Source organism: Microbacterium sp. NPDC089320, from assembly GCF_040684875.1.
Classification (GTDB): domain Bacteria; phylum Actinomycetota; class Actinomycetes; order Actinomycetales; family Microbacteriaceae; genus Microbacterium.
The window spans coordinates 393,994-414,244 of record NZ_JBFBGY010000004.1; the positions used below are offsets into that span (position 1 = coordinate 393,994).

The following is a 20,251-nucleotide window of genomic DNA, read 5'->3' on the forward strand; positions in this document are numbered from 1 at the left end:
GGAGTCTCCCCAGGAGGAACACATGCCCAGCCCGCAGAGCAGTCCCCAGAACGACGACCAGCAGTCCGCCCTCGAGCAGTTCGGGATCAACCTCACCGATCGCGCCCGCCAGGGCAAGCTCGACCCCGTGATCGGTCGAGACAGTGAGATCCGGCGCGTCAGCCAGGTGCTCACCCGCCGCACCAAGAACAACCCGGTGCTGATCGGCGAGCCCGGCGTCGGCAAGACCGCCGTCGTCGAGGGTCTCGCGCAGCGCATCGTCGCGGGTGACGTCGCCGAGTCGCTCAAAGACAAGGAGCTCGTGTCGCTCGACATCTCGGCCCTCGTCGCCGGCGCGATGTACCGCGGGCAGTTCGAAGAGCGGCTGAAGAGCGTCCTCAAGGAGATCACCGAGTCCGACGGTCAGATCATCACTTTCATCGACGAGCTGCACGTGCTCATGGGCGCGGGCGGTGGCGAGGGCTCGGTCGCCGCATCGAACATGCTCAAGCCGATGCTGGCGAGGGGTGAGCTGCGGCTGATCGGCGCGACGACCCTCAACGAGTACCGCGAGTTCATCGAGAAGGATGCCGCGCTCGAGCGTCGCTTCCAGCAGGTCTACGTCGGCGAACCGACCGTCGAGGACACGATCGCCATCCTCCGCGGGCTCAAGGGCCGCTACGAGGCCCACCACGGGGTGACGATCGCCGACAGTGCGCTGGTCGCGGCTGCTGCGCTGTCGAACCGCTATCTGCCGGCCAGGCAGCTGCCCGACAAGGCGATCGACCTGATCGACGAGTCCATGTCCCGGCTCAAGATGGAGATCGACTCGTCTCCCGTCGAGATCGACCAGCTCAAGCGGCAGGTCGATCGCATGAAGCTCGAAGAGCTCGCGCTCAAGCGCGAGAAGGATGCCGCGTCGAAAGAGCGCCTCGCGGCCCTCCGCGAGCAGCTCGTGGGCATGGAGGCGCAGCTCGCCGAGCTCGAAGCCCGGTGGGCGCGCGAGCGCCAGGGCCTCAACCGCGTCGGCGATCTGAAGAAGCAGCTCGACGATGCCGTCACGCAGCGTGACCTCGCGATGCGCGAGGCCGACTACACCCGCGCCTCGAAGCTCGAATACGAGACGATCAAGCGCCTCGAACGCGACATCGCCGAGGCCGAGCAGGCCGAGGCCACGGTGTCGACCGAGGGGCGGATGGTCAACGAGCAGGTCACCGACGAGGACATCGCCGCCGTGATCGCCGCGTGGACCGGCATCCCGGTCGGTCGTCTGCTGCAGGGCGAGAGCGAGCGACTGCTGCACCTCGAATCCGAGCTCGGCAAGCGTCTGATCGGGCAGAAGGATGCCGTCAAGGCGGTCTCCGACGCCGTCCGGCGCTCGCGCGCGGGCATCAGCGACCCCGGCCGCCCCACCGGATCGTTCCTGTTCCTCGGTCCGACCGGTGTCGGAAAGACCGAGCTGGCGAAGGCCCTGGCCGACTTCCTGTTCGACGACGAGCGCGCCATGGTGCGCATCGACATGTCGGAGTACGGCGAGAAGCACTCGGTCTCCCGTCTGGTCGGAGCCCCTCCCGGGTATGTCGGATACGAGCAGGGCGGACAGCTGACGGAGGCCGTGCGACGGCGCCCCTACAGTGTCGTGCTGCTCGACGAGGTCGAGAAGGCGCACCCTGAGGTCTTCGACGTGCTCCTGCAGGTTCTCGACGACGGTCGCCTGACCGACGGTCAGGGGCGCACGGTCGACTTCTCGAACGTGATCCTGATCCTCACCTCGAACCTCGGTTCGCCGATCCTCATCGATCCGACGCTGTCGCCCGATGAGAAGCGCGAGCAGGTGATGGCGCTGGTGCACCAGGCCTTCCGGCCGGAGTTCCTCAACCGCCTCGACGACATCGTGATGTTCTCGGCGCTCAGCCAGGACGACCTCGCCCAGATCGTCGAGCTGTCGATCGATCAGCTGCACGACCGGCTGCGCGATCGGCGGCTCACCCTGGCGGTCACCCCGGATGCCCGGTCCTGGCTCGCGGAGCGCGGCTACGACCCGATGTTCGGCGCCCGCCCGCTGCGTCGCCTGATCCAGACCGAGGTGCAGAACAAGCTGGCCACCGCGCTGCTCTCCGGCGGCGTGCACGACGGCGACCTGGTGAGGGTCGATGTCGCGGTCGACGGCACGGGGCTGGTGCTCACCTCGACGTCACCCGAGCCGGAGGGCGACCTCGGCGCCGATCCCGACGATGACGTGATCGAGGCCGAGCTGCTCGACGAGTAGGCGCGACCCGCAGGGCATCCGTCAGCCCGTTGTCGGCCGACGGATGCCCTTCAGCGCGTCGCTCTCGAGCTCGCGACCGATGAGGGAGTGGCGCCGCGAATAGGCGAAGTAGATCACCAGACCGAGGGCGAGCCAGATCGCGAAGCGCAGCCACGTCTCGGTGCTGAGGTTGAGCATCAGCCAGAAGCAGGCGAGCGCCGAGATCCACGGCAGCCACGGCGACAGCGGCACCGTGAACGGACGCTCGAGGTCGGGGCGGCTCTTGCGCAGAAGCGGCACACCGATGCTGACGAGCACGAATGCGGACAGGGTGCCGATGTTGATCATGTCGCCGAGCACCTGCACGTCCGTGAACCCGGCGATGATCGCGATGATCACGCCGACGATCAGCTGGATGCGGATGGGCGTGCCGCGCTTGGCGTCTGTGACGCTGAGCGAGCGGGGCAGCAGGCCGTCGCGGCTCATCGCGAACACGACACGGGCCAGGCCCATCAGCAGCACCATGACGACGGTCGTGAGGCCGACCAGGCTGCCGATCGCGATGACCTGCGCCGCCCAGGTCGCGCCGACGAGCTCGAACGCGCTCGCGAGCGACGGCTCGTCGAGCTTCGCGAGCTCGGTGTACGACACCATGCCGGTGATCACGATCGCGACCATCACGTACAGCACCGTGACGATGATCAGTCCGAGGATGATGCCGCGGGGCACCGTGCGCTTGGGGTCCTTGGTCTCCTCGGCGCTGGTCGCGACGACGTCGAAGCCGATGAAGGCGAAGAACACGAGCGCTGCGCCGCTGAGGATGCCGAAGACGCCGTACATCGTCGGATCGGAGCCCGTCAGGAACGAGAAGAGCGACTGCGTCCACGCGCTCTCGGACGCGGCGCCCGACTGGGCCGGCGGCACGAACGGGGTGTAGTTGGCGCCGTTGATGAAGAAGAAGCCGACCACGATGACGAACAGCACGATCGCGACCTTGATGACGGTGAAGACGCTGTTCACGCGGCTCGACAGCTGGGTTCCGAGCGCCAGCAGCACCGTGAAGATCGCGACGATCACGACGGGGCCCCAGTCGAACGAGAGGGGGCCGAGCTGCAGGGTCATCGGGATCTCGAGGTCGAACAGCGACACGGCATCGCCCAGGTAGACGCCCCAGTATTTCGCGATCACGGCCGAGGCCATCAGCATCTCGAGGATGAGGTCCCAGCCGATGATCCAGGCGAGGAATTCACCCAGGGTCGAGTACGTGAACGTGTACGCGGAGCCCGCGACCGGGATGGATGACGCGAACTCGGCGTAGCAGAGGATAGCGAGGCCGCACACGGCCGCCGCGATGATGAACGAGATGATCACGGCCGGTCCGGCGTGCCGCGCGGACGCCTCGGCGCCGACAGAGAAGATGCCGGCGCCCACCGCCACCGCGACACCCATGACCGCCAGGTCCCAGACACCGAGGGAGCGCTTCAGCGAGCGTTTCTCGTCGTGCGTCTCGGCCATCGACTGCTCGACCGATTTGATCCTTCGCTGAATCGCCATGCGGACGAGTCTAGGTCGGGGCGGTCGACGCACGAAGGGCGCCACCCGGTATATCGGATGGCGCCCTTCGTGAGGGTGGCGCTGTGGTGGCGACGGAGGGTCAGGCGCTGAGGATGACCGTCTCGTCGATCGGGCGACGCACGCGCGGGGCGGTCTCGCCCTGCTGCAGGCCCTCCGGAAGGCCGGACGCATCGCCGTACTCGCCCACGGCGATCACAGTGATGGCCGAGAAGCGGGGAGCCAGGTCGGCGAACTCGCGGATGACCTCGGGGTCGAAGCCGCTCATCTGGTGGACGAGAAGGCCCTCGTGGTGGGCCTGCACCGAGAAGTGCGCCACTGCCTGGCCGAGGTCGTACACCGCGTGGCTGATGGCCTTGCCCTCTTCGGACTCGGTCTCGGCGATCGCGACGACGAGCGCCGACGCCTTCGAGGCCCAGAGCTGGTTGAACTCGACGAGCGAGTCGACGACCTGGTCGAACAGCGCGGTGCCGCGACGGGCGACGATGAAGCGCCAGGGCTGCAGGTTGTAGGCGGACGGCGACCAGCGAGCGGCCTCGAGGGCGGCGTTCAGCTTGGCGTCGTCGATCGTGTTCTCGGCGTCGTACGCGCGGGGGCTCCAGCGCCCGGCGAGGACGTCGAGGACGGGGTGCTCGGTGGGGGCGGTGCGGTCGATCACGGGAATGCTCACGGGAGTGCCTTTCGGAGAGGAGTCGATCGGACTCCTTCGTCCGGGTACGAGCTTCTCAACGAATGCATGTGAACGCATATTCCCGATGACTCCGCGTGACGGCCGTCGGGCGCGCCGGGAGCGTCGATCAGTCCGGGTCGGGCAGGGTCTGCGATGCGGCGGACGCCAGCGCTCGCCGCACGGCGCGGATCGACGGAGCCGCGGCAGACACGCGTCGCGCCGAGGAGAAGATCTCGCGGCGCGGTGCACCGGGAAGGGTGGTCAGGGCGACCGTCGGCGGTTCTCCCGCCCAGACGAGCTCCGGAAGGAGTCCGACCGCGAGGCCGGCGCGGATCAGGCGCACATGCGTGGTGAGGTCGGCGACCTCGAAATGCACATCCGGCTCGAACCCCGCGGTCCGGCACAGCTGCTCGGCCCAGGCGCGAGACGCCGTGCCGGCCGGCTCGAGCACCCAGGGCTGATCCCTCGTCGCCCACAGCGCTTCCGTCGCGTCGGTCTCTGCCGTGCGTCCCGGCTGTCTGGCCAGGGCGATCGCGTCGTGCGTGAGAACCACGCGATCCAGGTCGTCGTTGATCGGGCGCGTGTGGCCGGGGTACTGCTCGGCGAGCATGAGATCGAAGTCGCGGCTCGCGACGCCGTCGAGGCTCGTCTCGGGATCGCATTCGGCGACGTCGACGCGCAGCGACGGATGCTGCTGCTGCAGCGCGAGCAGCGCCGGAGGGAGCAGGGCGTGCGCGGCCGTCTGGAAGACAGCAACGCGCACCGTGCCGGTCACCTCGGTCAGGGACTCGGCGACGGCGACCTCGGCGTGCTCGAGCTGGTCGAGGATGCCGATGGCCTCGGTCACGAGAACGGTGCCCTGCGGGGTCAGCTGCACGCCGCGGCCCACACGGCGCAGCAGCGGCACACCCACATCGCGCTCGAGGGCGCTGAGCTGCTGAGACACCGACGCCTTGCTGTACGAGAGTGCGTCGGCGACCGCCGAGAGGGTGCCCCGACGAGAGAGTTCGACCAGCATCCGCAGTCTGTTGACGTCGAGCATCTCGGTCCTTCTCGGGGCGATCCGATCGTTCATTCCGAGTGAACAGAAACCACTCAAATCGGTTGATAGACGTAGCCTACTCGCGCGCCTGACAATGATCGAGCCGCACACGTACCCGGGTGTGCGATCCCCTGGAAGGCACACCCTGATGACTGTCGTCGCCGACACCACCACTCCCGACATGACCCCTCGCACCGACGAGGTCGCCGCCCTCGTGCAGCGCTGGCTCACCGAGAGCGAGACGCACCCCGTCGAGCCCGCCGCGCAGCGTCTCTCCGAGGTTCTCAAAGACCCGAACGGACTCGCGTTCACCGTCGGCTTCGTCGACGGCGTGATGCGTCCGGAAGACCTCAGCGTCGCCGGCCGGGCGCTCGCCGACCTCTCCGAGATCACTCCCTCGCTTCTGCCCGGCTACCTCCGAGCGGCGATCAAGACCGGCGGCTTCTGGGCCCCGAAGCTGCCGGGCGTCGTCGTGCCGATCTCGCGCCGCGTGCTGCGCGCGATGGTCGGACACCTGGTGCTCGACGCGACCCCCTCGAAGCTCGGCCCGGCGATCGCGAAGCTGCGCAAGAGCGGCAACCGCCTGAACCTCAACCTCCTCGGCGAGGCCGTACTCGGTGAGCGCGAGGCGGGTCGCCGCCTGCAGGGCACCTACGACTTCCTCGCCCGCAAGGACGTGGACTACGTGTCGATCAAGGTGTCGAGCGTCGTCAGCCAGCTGTCGATGTGGTCGTTCGACGAAGCAGTGGCCGATGTCGTCGAGAAGCTCACCCCGCTGTACGAGCTCGCGGCGACCTCGGAGGCCGCAGGCAAGACCAAGTTCATCAACCTCGACATGGAGGAGTTCCGCGACCTCGACCTGACCATCGCGGCGTTCACCAGCATCCTCGACCAGCCCGGGCTCGAGAACCTCGAGGCCGGCATCGTGCTGCAGGCCTACCTGCCCGATGCCCTCGGGGCGATGCAGCGCCTGCAGGAGTGGGCCTCGGCCCGCCGCGCGAAGGGCGGAGCGCCGATCAAGGTGCGCGTCGTCAAGGGCGCGAACCTCGCCATGGAGCACGTCGACTCGGCGGTGCACGGCTGGCCGCTGGCCACCTACGGCACCAAGCAGGACTCGGACACGAACTACAAGCGCGTGCTCGACTGGTCGATGACACCCGAGCGGCTGGATGCCGTGCGCATCGGCGTCGCGGGTCACAACCTCTTCGACATCGCCTACACCTGGCTGCTGGCGAAGGCACGCGGCGTGACGGATGCCGTCGAATACGAGATGCTGCTGGGCATGGCGACCGGTCAGGCCGAGGCCGTGCGCAAGGACGTCGGGCAGCTTCTGCTCTACACGCCGGTGGTGAACCCCGCCGAATTCGACGTGGCGATCGCCTACCTCGTGCGCCGCCTCGAAGAGAACGCGAGCCCCGAGAACTTCATGTCGGCCGTGTTCGAGCTGGCATCCGACCCCGCACTGCTCACCCGTGAGCGCGAGCGCTTCGAGCGCTCGCTCGCCGGGCTCGAGGCCGACCGTTCCGTGCCCTCGTCGAACCGAGTGCAGGACCGCGCCGCAGAGGCCGAAGCCGGCGCGGGCGATGCCGTCACCACCGGCTTCGAGAACCAGCCCGACAGCGACCCGGCGATCGCCGCGAACCGCACCTGGGGTCGCGAGATCCTCGCGCGGTCGGTGGAGTCGACGCTCGGTCTCGACTCGATCGCGCTCGCCAAGGTCGAGACGACCGATGAGCTCGACGGCATCTTCGCCGCCGCATCCGCCGCCGCGACCCGCTGGGCCGCGCTGCCGGCTGCCGAGCGCGCGGCCGTGCTGCACCGCGCGGGCGACGAGCTCGCCGCGAGTCGCGGTCAGCTGATCGAGATCATGGCGCACGAGGCGGGCAAGACCATCGCGGAGGCCGACCCCGAGGTCTCGGAGGCGATCGACTTCGCGCACTACTACGCCGAACGGGCTCTCGACCTCGAGACCATCTCGGGGGCGGAGTTCGTGTCGTCGAAGGTGACCGTGGTCACCCCGCCGTGGAACTTCCCGGTCGCGATCCCCGCCGGCGGAGTGCTCGCGGGCCTCGCCTCGGGCTCCGGTGTGATCATCAAGCCCGCCAAGCTGACGCAGCGATGCGGCGCTGTGATGGTCGAGGCACTGTGGGCCGCCGGTGTGCCGCGCGATCTGCTCGCACTCGTCGACCTCGCCGACCGCGACCTCGGCACCAGGCTCGTGGCCAGCCCCGAGGTCGACCGGGTCATCCTGACCGGTGCCTACGAGACGGCGCAGCTGTTCCGCTCGTTCCGCTCGGATCTGCCGCTGCTCGCGGAGACGAGTGGCAAGAACGCGATCATCGTCACGCCGTCGGCCGACCTCGACCTCGCCGCCGCCGACGTCGCCCGCAGCGCCTTCGGGCACGCGGGGCAGAAGTGCTCGGCCGCATCCCTCGCGATCCTCGTGGGCTCGGTCGCCGACTCGCAGCGCTTCGAGCGTCAGCTGGTCGACGCCGTCACCTCGATGCGCGTCGGTCTGCCCGACGACCCGGCGACGCAGATGGGGCCGATCATCGAGCCGGCGAACGGCAAGCTGCTCACGGCCCTGACGACCCTCGACAAGGGCGAGCGCTGGCTCGTCGAGCCGAAGAAGCTCGACGACGAGGGTCGGCAGTGGACGCCGGGCGTCAAGATCGGCGTCGCACCGGGGTCGACCACGCACATGACCGAGTTCTTCGGACCCGTGCTCGGCATCATGCGCGCGAAGGACCTCGACGAGGCGATCCGGTTGCAGAACGCCGTGGATTACGGCCTCACCGCCGGCATCCACTCGCTCGACTCCGACGAGGTCGCGACGTGGCTCGACCGGGTCGAGGCCGGCAACCTCTATGTCAACCGCGGTATCACCGGCGCGATCGTGCAGCGTCAGCCGTTCGGCGGCTGGAAGCGCTCGGCCGTCGGCGCCGGCGCGAAGGCCGGTGGCCCGAACTACCTGTTCGGGCTCGGTGACTGGGCTCCGGCGGAGCTTCCCGCAGCTGCCCCCGGCGCTGCGGTGGACCCGGCCGTCGATGCCGTGCTCACCGCCGCGGGAGCCGACCTCAGTGCCGTCGAGATCGAGTGGCTGCACCGCGCCGCCGCCTCCGACGAGCGCGCATGGGTCGACGAGTTCGGCGCCGTCAGCGACAAGTCCGGTCTCGGCGTCGAGCGCAACGTGTTCCGGTACCGTCCGGTCTCGGTCGACGTGCGCATCGCCGAGGCGGCGTCGCTCGCCGACGGCATCCGCGTGATCGCCGCCGCGCTGCGCAGCGGCAGTCCGTTCACGGTGTCGGCATCCGCTCTGCCCTCGCGTGTCGAGAAGACCCTGCGCGCGCAGGGCGTGACCCCGAAGATCGAGAACGACGCCGCCTGGGTGAAGCGCTATGCGAAGGCGGCGGCCAAGGCCGAGCACACCTGGCAGCGCGTCCGCCTCGTCGGCGGGGATGCATCCGCGCTGTTCGAGGCCCTCGGCGGCACGCCCGACGTCGCGGTCTGGTCGCACGCGGTCACGGGTGCGGGTCGCGTCGAGATGCTCCCGTTCCTGCACGAGCAGGCCGTGTCGATCACCAACCACCGGTTCGGCAATCCGACCACCCTGTCGGACGGACTGATCTGAGCCCCAGCGCCCCCGCTGAACGACGAGGCCCCACCCTGCTGACACGCAGGGTGGGGCCTCGTCGATGCGACCGGGCTGACGGCGTTCAGCCGCGCAGAGCCTCGCCCAGCTTGACGCGCGACCCCATGCGCAGCAGCGAGTTCTCGTAGATCTTCGCGCCGATCATGATCGCGGCCACACAGCTCGCCAGCAGGATCACGAGGCTCAGCAGCGGCTCCCACCACTGCGCCTCGCCCACGAACAGTCGCATGGGCATGCCGACCGGCGCCGAGAACGGGACGTACGACATGATCGTCAGCACGAGCGGGTTGTCGTTGAAGAAGATGACGAGGATGTACGGCGCCATGATCAGCATCGTGATCGGGGTGGTCGTCGACCCGATGTCCTCCTGACGCGAGACCATCGAGGCGGCCGCGGCGAACAGGGCGGCGAGCAGGATGAACCCGAACAGGAAGAACACCGCGAACCAGATGATCGGAGCGCCGAGGGTCGACAGCACCTCTCGTTGACCCGTCGCGATGAGTCCTATCGTCGCGACCGCCGCGAGGGCGAGGATCTGCCCCATCGCGAGGATAGTGTTGCCGATCACCTTGCCCGCGAGCAGCGTGCGTGCCGAGATCGTCGACAGCAGGATCTCGACGACGCGGGTCTGCTTCTCCTCGACGACGCTCTGGGCGATCGTGCCGCCGAAGGTCGCGGCCGCACCCATGAAGACGATGCCGAAGGCGATCGCGATGAAGTACCGCAGCAGCGGATTCGTGGTCGCGGGTTCGAGGATCTCGACGTCCGGGGCCTGCGACAGCCCCGACACGAGGCTCGTGGGGGCGTCTGTCAGGGCGACGATCGTGACTCCTGTCGCGCCGTCGCCGGGAAGCACCGCGGCATCGACCTTCTCCGAGCGGACGAGCTCCTCAGCCGCCGCCTGGTCGGCGACCTCGGTGATCTCGACAGCGGGCAGGGCCGACACGACGGATGCCGTCTCAGAGGTGACCGCGACGGGCATCGCGTCGGTGTTCTTGCTCGCGAAGCCGCCGATCACGATGCCGGCGAGGGCGAGGATCAGCAGCACGCCGGTGGAGATCAGGAACGCCTTGCTGCGCAGCTTCGATCCGATCTCGCGCTCGGCGACGAGCCAGATGAGCGACGCCTGCGACGGCGAGCCGGCAGGCCCGGTGGTGTTCGAGGTGCTCACTGGATGACCTCCTTGAAGATCTGGGCGAGGGAGGGATGCTTGGGTGCGAAGCTGGCGACATCGCCGCGGTCGACGGCGGTGCGCAGCACGCGCTGGGCGGTGTCGGCGTCGTCGGCGTCGAACAGGGCGTAGCCGCCTTCGAAGTCGATCACGGTCACGCCGGGCTCGGCGCGCAGCCAGCCGGCGTCTCCGGCCGAGACGAGCTCGTAGCGATCGCCGGCGTGCTGAGCGCGCAGCCCATCGCGGGAGCCGGAGGCGCGGATCGTGCCGCCGGCGAGGATCACGAGATCGTCGCAGAGCCGCTCGACCACATCGAGCTGATGGGAGGAGAACAGGATCGACGCGCCCTGGGCTGCGCTCGCCTGCAGCACCGACGCGACCACATCGACCGCGAGGGGGTCGAGACCCGAGAACGGCTCGTCGAGGATCAGCACCTCGGGGTCGTGCACGAGGGCCGCGGCGATCTGCGCGCGCTGCTGGTTGCCGAGCGACAGGGACTCGATCGTGTCGTTCAGGCGCTCTCCGAGTCCCAGCTCGGTGAGCAGTGCGGTCGCGCGCGACTCGGCATCCGTCTTGCTGAAGCCGTGCAGTCGGGCGAGGTAGACGATCTGCTCGAGCACCTTCATCTTGGGGTAGAGGCCCCGCTCCTCGGGCATGTAGCCGAAGTGGCGCCGGTCGGTGCTCGACAGCGGACGACCGTCGAGCGTGACGGTGCCCCCGTCGGAGCCGAGCAGCCCGAGGATGATGCGCATGGTCGTGGTCTTGCCGGCGCCGTTGCCGCCGACGAACCCGGTGAGGCGGCCCGGCGCCACCTCGAACGAGACGTCGTCGAGCACGCGCCGAGAGCCGTAGCTCTTGGTGATGCCGGTGAGTACGAGCTTTCCTGTGGTCATGCCCTCACGCTATGGCGCGGTGCAGGGCCGCGGCATCCCCCGCATGACGGATCTGTGGGGGGAGATGTCTCCTCATCCGGGCAGCGCCGATCCGCCGCGGGAGGGAGTGCCCCGCGTCACTGCAGGAACAGGACCGAGAGGATGCCGAGCGCGAACGGCGCTGTGGTCACGACGAACATGACGCCGAGGATGATCCCGACGATGAGCCAGGGGCTGCGTCGCCGCAGCCGACGGCCGGGAAGCGCGACACCCGGCGGCGGGGGAGTGAGGAGCCCCGCAGGCGCGGCGAAAGGCAGGGCGGCGGACCCCGGGTGCTGCGCCATCTGCTGCTGCGCCGGAACCGGATGCTGCACAGCACCCTGCACCGGATGCTGCGTGAGCCGCAGCCGCTCGTCGCGCCAGCGGGCCCACTGATCGAGCTTGGTGAGAAGCGCCCCGACGGCGCCGAAGAGCCACGCCCAGGTGGCCGGATCGAGGGTCGAGACATCGCGCCGTGCATAGAGGAAGAGCCAGTCGTCGACGATCTCGACGTCGAGCTGCGCGGCGTGATCGATGAAGCGCGCCATCACATCGGGGGTGAACAGGTAGAGGGCGTCGACCTCATAGCCACTCGGGCAGTACAGCGAGAAGTACCGGTCGAAGTCGCCCTCGAGCGACAGCCGCTGGTCGCTCCTGAATGCGGCCGCAAGCGAGCTGGCGAGGGTGTTGTTGCCGAGCGCGTCGAGCACGATGTTCGGCAGCGGCACGTCGAGCTTGACGGCGACGTACCCCCAGCGATGGGTGGTCGACTGCTTGCCGTTGCTGGTCGTGTACTGGTAGTTGCCGAACTCGACGAATCGCGGCTCCACGCCCCGCAGCACGTCGGTCGACATCCGACTCGACCCCGACGAGAAGATCATGCCGGGCAGAGGCGGCTCGTCGATGCGGTCGAGGTAGGTCATCGCGTTGGCCTGGGCGAACCGTGCGAGGCGGAAGCGAGTGACGTTGCGCAGGCGGATGCTGCGGCGCACGAGCGCGACGACGCCGACGGCGATGCCGGCGAGCAGCACGAGCCCGACGAGCGCCGCGACGGCGACCCCGGCCTCCTGACCGACCGCATAGCCGAGGCCGAGGATCATGATGCCGAAGATCGGGACGACGCAGAGCAGCGCGAATCCGATGCCGACCCACGCGACGATCCGCCCGGCCGAGCTCGGGTGCGCGGTGCGCTGCGCGCGCGCGAACGCATCGACCTCGGCGGGGTTCACGGGGTCGAGCAGGGCGCGGGCGTCGAAGAACCCGGCGGGAGCACCGGCCGACGGGGCAGGGGCAGGCGTGGGAACTGTCACGCGTCCACGGTAGCCGAGCGCATCCTCTGGGGCGCCAGCGCGTGCCGCGCCCCGAGGATCCGCGTCAGCGACGTCCGACGTGCAGCGCGGTGCGCACAAGGAGGCCGGCCACGAGAGCCCAGAATGCGGCACTGACGCCGAGCGCCGCGATGCCCGAGGCCGCCACCAGGAAGGTGACGATGGCGGGGATGCGCTCGCCGGGGTCGTCGATCGCCTGCTGCACCGCTGACCCGAACGCGGCGAACAGTGCGAGCCCGGCCACCGCGGGGATGACAGCCTCGGGAGCGAGCAGCACCAGCGCGGCGAAGGCTGCCGAGAAGCCGCCGAGCACCAGGTAGGAGACGCCGGTCGAGACGCCGGCGATCCAGCGGCGCCGGGGATCGGGATCGGCGTCGGGTGCGGCTGCGAGCGCCGCGCTGATCGCCGCGAGGTTGATCGCATGGCCGCCGGCGGTCGCTCCGAGCGCGGTGCCGACACCGGTCACGAGCATCGCGGGACGCCACGGCACCTCGTAGCCGAAGCTGCGCATGATGGCGATGCCGGGCACGTTCTGCGACGCCATCGTGACGATGAACAGCGGCAGTGCCACGCCGACGAGAGCGCCGACCGTGAACGTCGGGGCGGTCAGCTCGATCCGCGGCACGAGGAGGCCGGCATCCACCGTCGTGTTCTCCTGCACCAACGAGACGGCCACCACGACCGCCGCCGCGACGAAGGCGAGGGGCACGGCCCAGCGAGGTGCGAGGCGCGCGAACACCAGCCACGTGATCACCACGGGAACCACGCCCCACGGATTCGCCACGAGTCCGGTGATCGGTGCGAGGCACAGCGGCAGGAGCACCCCGGCGAGCATCGCCTGAGCGATCGACGGAGGGATGCGCGCGATCAGGGCGCCGAGAGCGGGCCAGAGCGCCGTGAGCAGGATGAGCGCAGCGGTGACGAGGAATGCGCCGACCGCCGCCGACCACCCTCCGTCGACCGCTCCGGTGGCGGCGAGGAGAGCGGCGCCGGGAGTCGACCAGGCGACGGTGATCGGCATCCGATACCGCCAGGCGAGCACGATGCAGGCGAGTCCCATCGTGAGGCTGACCGCGAGCAGCCCGCTCGCGGCCTGGGCGGCGCTCGCTCCGACGGCACTCAGACCGGTGAGCATGACCGCGAACGAGCTCGTGAATCCCACCAGCGCGGTGACCACCCCCGCGAGGATCGGTCGGGAGAGGGGCGCGGCTGTCGGCATCCTCCGAGGGTATCGGGGACCGGGTCAGGCGAGTCCCAGGCGGTGGGCGAGCACGACGGCCTGCACCCGGTCACGCGCGCCGAGCTTCTGCAGGATGCGCGAGACGTGCGTCTTCACGGTGGCCTCCCCGATGAACAGGGCGTTCGCGATCTCGGCGTTGCTGCGGGCGTCGGCGAGAAGCACGAGCACCTCGGCCTCGCGGTCGGTGAGCGGGTCGACGAGCGCGGTCGGGGTGTGCGGTGCGGATGCCGGCGGGGATGCGGCCACGGATGCCGGTGCGGATGCCGGCGCGGACGTCGTCGTGAACCGTGTCAGCACGCGCCGCGTGACCTCGGGCGACAGCATCCCGTCTCCCGCGGCGAGGGCCCGCACCGCGGCGATGAGATCCTCCGCACCGGCGTTCTTGAGCAGGAAGCCGCTCGCCCCCGCATCCAGCGCCTGATACAGGTAGTCGTCGCGATCGAACGTCGTCACGATCGCGATGGCCGCGCCGACCTCGGGATCGGCGACGATGCGCCGGGTGGCCTCGATGCCGTCCATGTCGGGCATCTGCACGTCCATCGTGATGACATCGGGTCGAAGGGCGGATGCCTGGGCCACGGCGTCGGCACCGGTCGCCGCCTCTCCGACCACCGTGATGTCGGGTTGCGTGTCGAGGATGGTGCGGAATCCGGCACGCAGCATGACGTGGTCGTCGACGAGGAGCACGCGGATCGCGGAAGCGGGCGCGGGAGCGGGAGTGGTCATGAGGGGGAGGTCGTCTCGGTCAGGGGCTCGCTGGAACGGTCGGTCCGGGTGGCGGTCGGCGCAGAGGAAGCGGCCGACCGGGAGGCGGGGTGGGAGAGAGGCACGCGAGCCCGCACGCGCAGCCCGCCCGAGGGGCGAGGAGCCACCTCGAGAGTGCCGCCCGATGCCGCGGCCCGCTCGCGCATGCCGAGCTGTCCCAGTCCGGGGCGTAGCGCCGTCACCGTGCGACCGGTGTTGACGATCTCGACCTCGACGCCCTCATCGTCGTAACGCACCCGCACATCGGCGGTGGCGCCGACTCCGGCGTGCCGGCGGGCGTTCGTCAGGGACTCCTGCGTGATCCGGTAGAGGTTCACGGCGACCACGGAGGGCACGGCGGCGGGCTCCCCGATGACCGCGTAGTCGGTCGGCAGTCCGGCCTCGACCGATGCCTCGACGAGCGAGCGGATGTCGTCGAGGGTCACGGTCGATTCGGCATCCGGCGCTTCGCTGCCGGGCGAGCGCAGGGTCTCGAGCAGCTGACGCAGCTCGTGGATGGCATCGCGCGCCGACCCTTCGATCCCGGCCAGGATGCTCTTCGACTTCTCCGGGTCGTGGTCGATCACCAGGCGAGCGGCGCCCGCCTGCACGCCCATCACCGACACGTGGTGCGCGACCACGTCGTGCAGCTCGCGGGCGATGCGCACGCGGTCGAGGGCCACGGCCTGCGCCGCCGTCACCTCGCGCTCCCGTTCCAGCTCGGCGGTGCGCTCTTCGAGCACCTGGCGCTCCTGCGCCGCGTGCCACGAGCGCTCGCCGAAGTAGTACGCACCACCGAAGTAGAGCACGTTCAGCAGCAGCTGGATGAGCATGAACGCGAGATACGGAGACAGGAGTCCCGCGGCGACCTCGGCCTTCGCCGCCTCTTCGATGGCTTCGCGGTACATCGTGATGATCAGCCAGACGAACATGCCGAGGATGATGCCGACGCGCACGAACATCGCGGCCCGCCGGTTGTTCATCCAGGCGCCGACCGTATAGAGGGACACGAACATGGCGATGTTGCCGACGTAGATCTCGGGCACCTGGAACGAGATCGCGAGGAAGTACGCCAGCGACACGGCGATCGCGACCGGTGCCGGCCAGCGCCGACGGACGGCCAGCGGTGCGGTGACCGCAACGGCGTAGACGAGAGCGGTCCAGGGTTCGGCCCGAGTGTCGCCGTAGATGTCGGCCACGGTCGAGAGGGCAGCGCTGAGGACGGCGCCGACGAACATGACCGCCGCCAGCACGAGGTCGCTGCGCTGCTCGCGGGCGCTGGGGATGCGGGTGAACGGCGGAGCAGACATCTCCCCACCGTAGAGCCGGGGCGGATGCGGCGGCATCCCCCGCACGGGGGATCATCCTGCTGCGGCGACGTGTCGGCGCTCGAGCCTGCGAGAATCGAGCGTGACCTCGACTCCGTCCTCGCCTGCTGCGAGGCCCCGCCTCGCCCCGCTGTACCTCGCGGGATTCACCACCGCCTTCGGGGCGCACGGCATCGCCGCGGCACTGGGAGCGGAGACCGAGGACATCGGGTGGACGCTGCTCGCCTTCGGACTCACCCTCGCGCTCTACGACCTCGCCGAGGTGCTTCTCAAGCCGCTGTTCGGGGCCCTCAGCGACCGGGTGGGCGTGCGCCCGGTCATCATCGGCGGACTCCTCGCGTTCTCGGCGTTCTCGGTGGTCGGCGCCGTGGTCCCCGGAATGCTCGGACTCGTCATCGGGCGATTCGGCCAGGGAGCCGCGGCATCCGCCTTCTCTCCATCGTCGTCGGCCGCTGTCGCCCGACTCACCGACGACGCCACCCGCGGAAAGTACTTCGGGCGCTACGGCTCGTGGAAGAGTCTCGGCTACGCCCTCGGCCCGCTGATCGGTGCCGTGCTCGTGGTCTGGGGAGGCCTGCCCGCGCTCTTCTGGGCGCTCGCCGTGCTCGGGCTGGTCGCCGCGGCGTGGGTCGCGGTCGCCGTGCCTCGCGTCGCGGTGCTGCCACGGAAGCGGGTCACGCTCGTCGACCTCGGACGAGAGCTGATCGCTCCCGGATTCCTTGTCCCGACCCTCGTGCTGGCGGCCACGACCGGTGCGCTGGCGGTCGCCGTCGGGTTCCTTCCGCTGCTCGGAAGGCAGGCTGGGCTCGACACCGTGTGGAGCATGGCGATCGTCACGGTGCTCGCGATCGCGTCGAGCGTCGCTCAGCCGGTCGTGGGTGCGGCGCACGACCGCGGACGCGTCTCGGTGCGCACGGGAGCGGTCGGCGGCCTGGCGCTGATCGCGGCCGGCATCGCGCTCGCCGCTGTCACACAGGCTCCGGCGGCGCTCGTCGCCACCGCGCTGCTGGTCGGCATCGGGGTCGGGGTCGCCACGCCGATCGCATTCTCCCACTTGGCCGCATCGACCCCGCCCGAGCGCATGGGTCGCACGATGGGCAGCGCCGAACTCGGGCGCGAGCTCGGGGATGCGGGTGGACCTCTCGTCGCGGGCGCCGTGGCGACGGCATCCGTCCCCGCGGTCGGTCTCGCGGCGGTGGCCGCACTCACGGCCGGGGCCGGAGTGCTCGCACTGGTGGGGCTGCGACGCCAGGAAAGACCCTCTTGACGACATACTTGTATTTTGCAAGTATCAACGCATGAGCCTCTTCATCACCTGCCCCGTCGAAAGCGTCGACCGGGCCACTGCGTTCTACACCGCCCTCGGCTGGACCCTCAACGCCGAGATGTCCGATCACAACGTGTCGTGCTTCGCGATCGCGCCCGAGCAGTACGTCATGCTCGGCAGCCGAGAGATGTATGCGAGCGTCGGCGGCACCGACGACCTGATCGGCGGCCCCGACACCCCCTCGAAGGTCACGGTCTCGTTCGACCTCGGCAGCCGCGAGGCCGTCGATGAGCTCGTCGAGCGAGCCGCCGCGGCGGGAGGGAGGGTCGGTGACACCGACGACTACCCGTTCATGTACCAGCGCCAGTTCGACGACCCCGACGGCTACCACTACTCGCCGTTCTGGATGAAGTCGGACTCCGATTCGAACGCGTGAGCGATCTCGCGGCAGCCCTCGACATCGTCGGTGCGCGGTGGGCCCTGCTCATCGTCGAGAAGCTGCTCGACGGTCCGCAGCGGTACGGCGATCTTCAGCGTGAGCTCGGCGCGCCGACGAACATCCTCGCGACGCGACTGCGGGAGCTGGAGGAGGCGGGCGTGCTGGCCCGGCTTCCCCTGCGGCACAACACGCGCGCCTACGCCCTCACCGAGCGCGGCATCGCGTTGCGTGAGGCGATCGCAGCCCTCGGTCGCTGGGGCGAGGATGTGTCGCACCCCCTCGCCGATGGCGACGATTGAGCGAATAATGTGACCACCGCAGCCCACTCGTGCAAGGGAGCACTCTGATGACCGGACGCATCCTGATCGACCTCTTCATGACCCTCGACGGCGTCGCGCAGGGACCGGGCGGTGTGGACGAGGACACCTCCGGCGGATTCCGCTACAGCGGGTGGCAGGCGGGATACCCGTCGTCGGGCATGGGCGAGACCGTCTCCCAGGGGATGCAACGGCTCGACGCGCTGCTGCTGGGCCGCCGCACCTACGAGATCTTCGCGTCGTACTGGCCGCATCACACCGACGGACCGTCGGGTGAGATCGGCCGGCTCTTCGACCGCGTACCGAAGTACGTGGCGACACGGGATGCCGACCTCGACCTGCCGTGGCAGGGCAGCGTGCGTGTCGGAGAGGATCTCGCCGCGGAGATCGCCGAGATGCGCGAGCAGCACGACGAGGTGCACGTGATCGGCAGCATCGAGTTCGTGCACTCGCTGCTCGCCGAGGGGTTGTTCGACGAACTGAACCTGTGGATCTATCCGATTCTTCTCGGCACGGGCAAGAAGGTCTTCGACGGCGGTGCCATGCCGTCGGTGCTGCGACTCCTCGCGCCGCCGGTCGTCGATGACGCGGGTGTGATGCTGCTGCGCTACGGACGCACGGAACGGGTGCCCGAGGTCGGAACCTTCGAGGACTGAAGCGGCCGGCCCGCCGTCAGCCGATCCCGAGCATCCGCTCGATGACCCTCGCCACCCCGTCGTCGTCGTTCGAGGTCGTCGTCTCGTCGGCGGCATCCCGCACGACGTCGGCCGCATCGGCCATCGCGACGCCGTGGCCCGCCCAGCGCAGCATCTCGACGTCGTTGAGGGCGTCGCCGAAGGCGATCACGTCGCGGCGGTCGATCTCGAGGTGCTCGCAGAGGCGGGCGAGGCCGGTGGCCTTCGTCACGCCCTCGGCCATGACTTCGACGAAGGGCGCGCCTGACAGCGTCGCCTCGAAACCGGTGAGCCCGAGATCGCGCAGGGCGTCGAAGAGCACCGACGGAGTGAGCTCGGGATGCCGGATCACCAGCTTCAGGCTCGGGGCTGCCAGCACGTGATCGAGCTCGACGCCGCCCATCGTGCGCGGATCGCGCTTGTGGTCAGCGAGATCGGCGATCTCGGCGTAGCCGTGCTGTGCGACGAACGTCTCGCCGCCCTCGCGCACGCTGGCGAACAGCAGTCCGGGGATGCTGGCGCGCAGCGCCTCGGCCAGGGTGCGGATCGTCTCGGAGGGGAGCTCTTCAGCGAACAGCATCCGTCCGTCGATGAGGTGGGTGGCGTAGGCGCCGTTGCTGCACAGCGCCCACCCGTCGAACCCCGCATCGCTCGCGAGCGCACGCAGGCCGATGGGCTGTCGGGCGGTCACCGGCACGACGTGGATGCCCCGGGCGCGAGCCGCGTCGAGAGCCGCGCGGGTGCGCCGCGTGACCGACGACGAGGAGTCGAGCAGGGTCCCGTCGAGATCGGTCGCGATCAGCCGGAGGGTCACAGCCTCAGGAGAAGATCATCGGCAGATCGTCGTCGGCTTCATCGGCGCCACCCAGGGTGAACTCGGCGACCACGGGGACGTGGTCGCTGGGCTGCTCGCCCTTGCGCTCCTCGCGATGGATCGATGCGCCGGTGACGGCATCCGCCAGCGTCTTCGAGCCCAGGATGAAGTCGATGCGGATGCCCTCGTTGCGCGGAAACTTGAGGCGCTGATAGTCCCAGTAGGTGTAGCCCTCGGGCAGCAGCGGACGCACGACGTCGGTCAGGCCGGCGTCGGCGAGATCGAAGAACGCCTGACGCTCCTGCGGCGAGACGTGCGTCGAGACGCCCTCGACGATGTCGGGGTCGCCGTTGTCGCTGTCGAACGGGATGATGTTGAAGTCGCCGACCAATGCGAGGGGCAGGTCGGGGTTCGCCGCGAGCTCTGCCGCCGTGGACTTCTTCAACTCCTCGAGCCAGTGCAGCTTGTAGGCGTAGTGCGGGTCGCCGAGCGAGCGCCCGTTCGGCACATACAGGCTCCACACGCGCACGCCGTCGACCATCACGCCGAGCGCACGCGCTTCGAGCGGCGCATCCGGCCCCTCATGTCCCTTGGCGAAGCCGGGCATGCCGTCGAAAGACGTGCGCACGTCGGTGATCGGCAGGCGGCTCGCGATCGCGACGCCGTTCCACTGATTCAGTCCGTGGACCTCGACGTGGTAGCCCGCCTCTTCGAACGGGCCGTAGGGGAACTGCTCGGGTTTGCACTTGATCTCCTGCATCGCCAGCACGTCGATGTCCTCACGGACGGCGAACTCGACGGTGCGGGTGACACGGGTGCGGATGGAGTTGACGTTCCAGGTGGCCAAGCGCATGC

General features: G+C 69.5%; 17 protein-coding genes. 6 read left to right on the forward strand and 11 right to left on the reverse strand.

Features of this window, described 5'->3' with window-relative positions:
• Positions 1-22 precede the first annotated feature (22 nt).
• On the forward strand, positions 23-2,248 hold the full coding sequence (locus AB0N61_RS13745) for an AAA family ATPase (RefSeq protein ID WP_363364881.1): 2,226 nt from the start codon (positions 23-25) through the stop codon (positions 2,246-2,248).
• A 21-nt stretch (positions 2,249-2,269) separates the two neighbouring features.
• Here the strand turns inward: AB0N61_RS13745 and AB0N61_RS13750 are convergent, their stop codons facing one another.
• From AB0N61_RS13750 to AB0N61_RS13760, 3 genes are all read right to left on the reverse strand, one after another.
• The gene (locus tag AB0N61_RS13750; protein ID WP_363364883.1) at positions 2,270-3,781 is read right to left on the reverse strand and encodes an amino acid permease; all 1,512 of its coding nucleotides are present in this window, start codon (positions 3,779-3,781) and stop codon (positions 2,270-2,272) included.
• A gap of 100 nt (positions 3,782-3,881) precedes the next feature.
• On the reverse strand, positions 3,882-4,469 hold the full coding sequence (locus AB0N61_RS13755; RefSeq protein WP_363364885.1) for a nitroreductase family protein: 588 nt from the start codon (positions 4,467-4,469) through the stop codon (positions 3,882-3,884).
• A gap of 127 nt (positions 4,470-4,596) precedes the next feature.
• Entirely contained in the window at positions 4,597-5,511 is a 915-nt protein-coding gene (locus AB0N61_RS13760; protein ID WP_363364887.1) for a LysR family transcriptional regulator, read from the reverse strand.
• Between the two features lie 148 nt (positions 5,512-5,659).
• Here AB0N61_RS13760 and AB0N61_RS13765 point away from each other — a divergent pair, with 148 nt between their 5' ends.
• Positions 5,660-9,142, forward strand: a complete 3,483-nt coding sequence (locus tag AB0N61_RS13765) for a bifunctional proline dehydrogenase/L-glutamate gamma-semialdehyde dehydrogenase (protein WP_363364889.1) — start codon at positions 5,660-5,662, stop codon at positions 9,140-9,142.
• Between the two features lie 85 nt (positions 9,143-9,227).
• Here the strand turns inward: AB0N61_RS13765 and AB0N61_RS13770 are convergent, their stop codons facing one another.
• The 6 genes from AB0N61_RS13770 to AB0N61_RS13795 all read right to left on the reverse strand — a co-directional run bounded on the left by AB0N61_RS13770 (position 9,228) and on the right by AB0N61_RS13795 (position 15,867).
• The gene (locus tag AB0N61_RS13770) at positions 9,228-10,334 is read right to left on the reverse strand and encodes an ABC transporter permease (RefSeq protein WP_363364890.1); all 1,107 of its coding nucleotides are present in this window, start codon (positions 10,332-10,334) and stop codon (positions 9,228-9,230) included.
• Entirely contained in the window at positions 10,331-11,227 is an 897-nt protein-coding gene (locus AB0N61_RS13775) for an ATP-binding cassette domain-containing protein (protein WP_363364892.1), read from the reverse strand. Before AB0N61_RS13775 ends, AB0N61_RS13770 begins: the two co-directional genes overlap by 4 nt.
• Before the next feature lie 116 nt (positions 11,228-11,343).
• Complete coding sequence (locus AB0N61_RS13780) at positions 11,344-12,555, reverse strand: hypothetical protein (protein WP_363364894.1); 1,212 nt, start codon at positions 12,553-12,555, stop codon at positions 11,344-11,346.
• 64 nt (positions 12,556-12,619) lie between these two features.
• Positions 12,620-13,792, reverse strand: coding sequence for a benzoate/H(+) symporter BenE family transporter (locus tag AB0N61_RS13785; RefSeq protein ID WP_363364896.1), 1,173 nt, complete (start codon positions 13,790-13,792; stop codon positions 12,620-12,622).
• Positions 13,793-13,816: 24 nt separating this feature from the next.
• Complete coding sequence (locus tag AB0N61_RS13790) at positions 13,817-14,539, reverse strand: response regulator transcription factor (RefSeq protein WP_363364898.1); 723 nt, start codon at positions 14,537-14,539, stop codon at positions 13,817-13,819.
• Positions 14,536-15,867, reverse strand: coding sequence for a sensor histidine kinase (locus AB0N61_RS13795; RefSeq protein ID WP_363364900.1), 1,332 nt, complete (start codon positions 15,865-15,867; stop codon positions 14,536-14,538). The genes AB0N61_RS13790 and AB0N61_RS13795 overlap by 4 nt, the downstream gene beginning before the upstream one ends.
• A 100-nt stretch (positions 15,868-15,967) precedes the next feature.
• Here AB0N61_RS13795 and AB0N61_RS13800 point away from each other — a divergent pair, with 100 nt between their 5' ends.
• From AB0N61_RS13800 to AB0N61_RS13815, 4 genes are read left to right on the forward strand one after another with little or no spacing between them, the layout of a single operon-like run.
• Complete coding sequence (locus AB0N61_RS13800) at positions 15,968-17,152, forward strand: MFS transporter (protein ID WP_363364901.1); 1,185 nt, start codon at positions 15,968-15,970, stop codon at positions 17,150-17,152.
• Between the two features lie 31 nt (positions 17,153-17,183).
• Positions 17,184-17,588: a VOC family protein gene (locus AB0N61_RS13805; RefSeq protein ID WP_363364903.1), complete on the forward strand. Its 405-nt coding sequence runs from the start codon at positions 17,184-17,186 to the stop codon at positions 17,586-17,588.
• Complete coding sequence (locus AB0N61_RS13810) at positions 17,585-17,890, forward strand: helix-turn-helix domain-containing protein (protein ID WP_363364905.1); 306 nt, start codon at positions 17,585-17,587, stop codon at positions 17,888-17,890. The genes AB0N61_RS13805 and AB0N61_RS13810 overlap by 4 nt, the downstream gene beginning before the upstream one ends.
• Positions 17,891-17,937: 47 nt before the next feature.
• Positions 17,938-18,564, forward strand: coding sequence for a dihydrofolate reductase family protein (locus tag AB0N61_RS13815; RefSeq protein WP_363364907.1), 627 nt, complete (start codon positions 17,938-17,940; stop codon positions 18,562-18,564).
• Positions 18,565-18,580: 16 nt separating this feature from the next.
• On the opposite strand, the gene AB0N61_RS13820 is transcribed toward AB0N61_RS13815, so the two are convergent.
• Positions 18,581-19,396, reverse strand: a complete 816-nt coding sequence (locus tag AB0N61_RS13820; RefSeq protein WP_363364909.1) for an HAD family hydrolase — start codon at positions 19,394-19,396, stop codon at positions 18,581-18,583.
• A gap of 4 nt (positions 19,397-19,400) precedes the next feature.
• The gene (locus tag AB0N61_RS13825; RefSeq protein ID WP_363364911.1) at positions 19,401-20,249 is read right to left on the reverse strand and encodes an exodeoxyribonuclease III; all 849 of its coding nucleotides are present in this window, start codon (positions 20,247-20,249) and stop codon (positions 19,401-19,403) included.
• Between the last annotated feature and the right edge of the window lie 2 nt (positions 20,250-20,251).

Excerpts from the sequence above, each read along its gene's own strand:
- AB0N61_RS13775 (WP_363364892.1), bottom strand. The coding sequence starts at position 11,227 with ATGACCACAGGAAAGCTCGTACTCACCGGCATCACCAAGAGCTACGGC.
- AB0N61_RS13765 (WP_363364889.1), top strand. The coding sequence starts at position 5,660 with ATGACTGTCGTCGCCGACACCACCACTCCCGACATGACCCCTCGCACC.
- AB0N61_RS13805 (WP_363364903.1), top strand. The coding sequence starts at position 17,184 with ATGAGCCTCTTCATCACCTGCCCCGTCGAAAGCGTCGACCGGGCCACT.
- AB0N61_RS13825 (WP_363364911.1), bottom strand. The coding sequence starts at position 20,249 with ATGCGCTTGGCCACCTGGAACGTCAACTCCATCCGCACCCGTGTCACC.
- AB0N61_RS13785 (WP_363364896.1), bottom strand. The coding sequence starts at position 13,792 with ATGCCGACAGCCGCGCCCCTCTCCCGACCGATCCTCGCGGGGGTGGTC.
- AB0N61_RS13760 (WP_363364887.1), bottom strand. The coding sequence starts at position 5,511 with ATGCTCGACGTCAACAGACTGCGGATGCTGGTCGAACTCTCTCGTCGG.
- AB0N61_RS13750 (WP_363364883.1), bottom strand. The coding sequence starts at position 3,781 with ATGGCGATTCAGCGAAGGATCAAATCGGTCGAGCAGTCGATGGCCGAG.
- AB0N61_RS13795 (WP_363364900.1), bottom strand. The coding sequence starts at position 15,867 with ATGTCTGCTCCGCCGTTCACCCGCATCCCCAGCGCCCGCGAGCAGCGC.
- AB0N61_RS13790 (WP_363364898.1), bottom strand. The coding sequence starts at position 14,539 with ATGACCACTCCCGCTCCCGCGCCCGCTTCCGCGATCCGCGTGCTCCTC.
- AB0N61_RS13815 (WP_363364907.1), top strand. The coding sequence starts at position 17,938 with ATGACCGGACGCATCCTGATCGACCTCTTCATGACCCTCGACGGCGTC.
- AB0N61_RS13745 (WP_363364881.1), top strand. The coding sequence starts at position 23 with ATGCCCAGCCCGCAGAGCAGTCCCCAGAACGACGACCAGCAGTCCGCC.